The organism is Robinsoniella sp. (assembly GCF_034124845.1).
This window is the reverse complement of record NZ_JAWYAJ010000573.1, coordinates 1-3,844: the sequence shown is the minus strand read 5'-3', so window position 1 is coordinate 3,844 and position 3,844 is coordinate 1. Positions and strand designations below refer to the sequence as shown.

Sequence of the window (3,844 nt, the reverse complement as noted above, 5' to 3'; positions counted from 1 at the left end):
CCAAAATACAAATGAGCGTGAGCTGTGTGGGAACTCCAACCTGCCAGATCGGTATCATGCAAAGCCAGACTCTGTGTCATGGAATCCTTAAGGAACTGAAAGATGCGGGTATAAGTGAAGACGTACTTCCATCCGTTCATATCAGCGGCTGTCCCAACAGCTGTTCCAGACACCAAATGGCGCAGATTGGATTCGCCGGCAGAAAGAAACGTGTCAATGATAAAGTTGTAGATGCATTTGAAATCCAGGTAAATGGCAGGATTGGAGCAGATCTTACGGAAATGGGTGATATTCTTGGCATCATGGCTGCATCCGCTATCCCGGAATTCATGGCTGAACTGGCTAAAAATCTTCTTACGGAACAGAAGACTTTTACTGAATTTTATGAGTCAGACCGGGAAGCATTTATGGAATTGGCTGGGAGATATTTTATTTAATTAATTTACATCCTGAAAATTCGTTGATACAAGGCTGGTTTTTTCAGCATGTTGGGCCCCTGGGCTGCGGCATGCCGGACGCTATTGGCGTAATCTTTTACGCATAAACTGTCGCAAAATATGGAGCTCACGGATAAAGAAAATTACCCGTAAGCTCCATTTTTTTCATAATAAATTGAAAAAGAATCACATCAATAAAAATTTAAATTTTAATTACACCCTTAACGATATCCGCCTTATTTTCCACACTCTGCTCCAGCGCAGCTGCGATATCATCCAGGTCAAAAATATTGGTAACGATGTCTTTGATTTTTATCTTGCCCTGTGCCACGGCATCAATTGCCATAGGATATATATTACGATATCGGAAGACAGTCTTAAATGTCAGCTCTTTGTCTAATGCCGTACTAACGGGCAGGGTCAGCTTACCGGAAGCACTGTATCCAACCAGAACAATGGTGGAACCTTTTTTTGCCATCCCTATCAGCTGTGTGGTTGTAATCTCAGTTCCGGCTGTTTCAATGGATAAATCACAACCGGCGCCATTGGTTAATTCCATGATTTTAGCAACGGCATCTTCCTCTCTTCCGTTTATGATTCCATCTGCACCTAATTCCAACGCCTTTTGCAGCCTCTTTTCCATTACGTCTACTACGTACACTCTGGAAACTCCCATTGCTTTCAACGCCATCATACTGACCAGTCCAATGCAGCCCGCTCCGGTAACTACAGCAGTCTGTCCAATCCCGGCACCTCCCTGTATCGCTGCATGCATTCCTACTGCCAGCGGCTCAATCAGGGCAGCCTCCATCGTACTCATATTGTCCGGAATCGGAAAACAGAGTCCGGCATCATGCGCAACATATTCCTGAAAAACCCCATCCACAGGAGGTGTCGCAAAGAATACCACATCCTTACATAGATTATATCTGCCGCTCTTGCAAAATTCACAGTTACTGCAGGTCTTACCAGGCTCCAGCGCAACTCGGTCCCCAACCTTTAAATTCCTTACATTGCTTCCGGTCTCTACGACAATTCCACCTGCTTCATGCCCAAGCACAAACGGCGGTTCCACAACAAAGTTCCCGATTCTTCCTGCTTCGTAATAATGCAGATCGGAACCACAGATTCCTACATATTCTACCTTAACCAATACCTCATTTTCTGCAGGCACTGGAATCGGACGGTTTGTTAATTCTACTTTACGGATACCTGTCATAACTGCTGTTTTCATTATACCTTCCATCTTATATCCTCCCCGGGACTTGTTTCGAATTCATTCTATTGATCTTGATCTGGAGACATGCTCCCAAATCTGAACTAAAAGGATTCCTCCACTTGTTTTGCTAATTGATCTACATCTTCTTTTGATACGATAAAAAATTGATTCCCATTTATTTCAGCCAGATAATAATCATCATTATAAGTTTTAAAAGCTACGGTTATATCAGGTGCGTTTTCCATATTTCTCTGGAAATCAATCTGTAATACCGGCGATTCCTCTTTTCCTTCAGATGCATTTTCACCCTCCGGCTCGCCCTTCACGATGATTCCCATCAATGCCTGATACAGCGTGGAGAATGCTTTTTCATCCACTTCTTTTTTATCAAAAGCATACTTTTTCTGCACAGCATTCACATCTATCACATGTGTGCTCTCACCCATATTAATTTCTACCGTATCCACCGTTTTATAGTCCACAAGACAGCAGATTTTTAATATATAATCATAGGGATTAACCATCAGAACAGGATCTGCGGCACTGGAAGAAATCTTATAAATTGTTTCAAATCCTTCAATCTGAGCATAATAATTGCCCTGTTCATCTTTTTTGCCAAATTTAATCAGACATGTAGTGTTGGGATCGGCATCTGCAGTGTCCGCCTCTGATTTTATATCATAGTAGTCTATTGCTATACTGGCTGACGGTTCTGACAGACCTGTGTCTTCCCCCTCTTTTATCTCAATGGCGCTGCCAAATTTCCACGCCGCAAGAGCATTATATAAGTTGAACATTTCTTCTGTATCCACCATTACCAGTGATTGATAGGGTGTAATAATATCCCAATACGCAAAATTGCTTTTATAATCCTGTGGAGCATAGGTAATTTCAAATACATCCTGTCCACCCACCGCAATCGCAACACGTCTGACCTCATTAGCGGTAAACTCCGGTTTTTCTGTTCTGATCAGTTCCTTTTTCGCTGCAGGTGCTTCCGATTCCGTCGCTAGTTCTTTTGATTCCGTCACTGACACTTCCGATTCCGTCACTGATCCTTCTGATTCCGTCACTGACACTTCCGCTTCCGTCACTGATCCTTCTGCTTCCATCGCTGGTGCTTTTGCAGTCACGGACTGCCCTTCATTTTTACTGACCGCCGAAGTTTGTGATTCCTTTAATCCATTCGACCTGCCGCATCCAAATGTACTCACAACCGCCAATGTCGTTAATAATACGATACCCACGTAATGTCGTTTTCTCATTTTATCCCTCTTTTCTGCTCTTGGGCATGTCAGAAACTACAGCCTTATCAACAATTCTACTGGAGAGCTCTGCATTAGCTGTATGCTTCTGCGGTCTGGCTGGGAAATTCCAACATATAAAGTGAACTCATTGCTGTCCAGCACTCTTCTTCCCTCATCATCTACTGCTTCCAAAGCCGATGCCTGAACCTTCAGCTTTGTTTTTACCGTTTCTTCTGCTGCCAGTGCCACACGCCGGAATGCACACAGGCTATAATTTTTAACAGCCAGCGCAGATTTTGTATCTTTGATATATAGCTGAACGACCTCTTCTACCGCAGTGCCTCCCCGGTTTGTGAGGGTTACTTCCACTTCAAAGTCCTGCTCTTTCTTTGGCATAATGGTAAATCCGGCCTCTTCCACTTCTACATTTCCATAAGTGAGTCCGTATCCAAATGGATACAGCGCATCTTCTTCCATATACCGGTAGGTTCTGTTCTCCATACTGTAATCTTCGAATCCCGGCATATGTTCCAGATCCCGATAGAACGTTACCGGAAGTTTCCCGGATGGGGATATTTTTCCGAATAACAGGTCGGCAATTGCTTCTCCTCCGCCTGCACCAGGATACCATGCCTGCAGAATTGCATCTGCATGTTCATCCGCATAACTTAAATCAATTGCACTTCCAGCCATCAGCACCACAATTGTTGGTTTGCCGATTTCCAGAACTTTTTCGATCAATTCCATCTGCACAGCCGGAAGCTTCAGATCCTCCTTATCCCCGGAACCCACATGATTCCCCTGATCCATCTCTTCCCCTTCCAGCGTTTCATCCAGACCGACTGCCAATATTACCACATCACTGTGTTCGGCAACAATCTGAGCCTCTGATATTCGATCCTGATCCCATGCAAGACCTTCCACTTTACGGTTCCAGAGGC

Annotated in this window: 3 protein-coding genes and 1 pseudogene; 1 reads left to right on the top strand and 3 read right to left on the bottom strand. The window is 44.0% G+C overall.

All coding sequences use genetic code 11. The features are described from left to right. Nucleotides 1-437 (top strand): annotated as a pseudogene (locus ACH2DQ_RS28415) (nitrite/sulfite reductase); the annotation flags it as partial. Nucleotides 438-639: 202 nt separating this feature from the next. On the opposite strand, the gene ACH2DQ_RS28410 reads toward ACH2DQ_RS28415, so the two are convergent. The 3 genes from ACH2DQ_RS28410 to ACH2DQ_RS28400 all read right to left on the bottom strand — a co-directional run. After that, the gene (locus tag ACH2DQ_RS28410; RefSeq protein WP_394911112.1) at nucleotides 640-1,683 is read right to left on the bottom strand and encodes an NAD(P)-dependent alcohol dehydrogenase; all 1,044 of its coding nucleotides are present in this window, start codon (nucleotides 1,681-1,683) and stop codon (nucleotides 640-642) included. A gap of 74 nt (nucleotides 1,684-1,757) precedes the next feature. After that, a complete protein-coding gene (locus tag ACH2DQ_RS28405; protein ID WP_394911111.1) occupies nucleotides 1,758-2,921 on the bottom strand; it encodes a DUF4340 domain-containing protein in 1,164 nt (387 codons plus the stop codon). 36 nt (nucleotides 2,922-2,957) lie between these two features. Continuing rightward, a partial coding sequence (locus ACH2DQ_RS28400) for a glycoside hydrolase family 3 C-terminal domain-containing protein (protein ID WP_395028749.1) occupies nucleotides 2,958-3,844 on the bottom strand: 887 nt, incomplete at its 5' end.

Bases quoted from the DNA above. Each gene is read 5' to 3' on its own strand.
- ACH2DQ_RS28405 (WP_394911111.1), bottom strand. From the start codon at position 2,921: ATGAGAAAACGACATTACGTGGGTATCGTATTATTAACGACATTGGCG.
- ACH2DQ_RS28410 (WP_394911112.1), bottom strand. From the start codon at position 1,683: ATGGAAGGTATAATGAAAACAGCAGTTATGACAGGTATCCGTAAAGTA.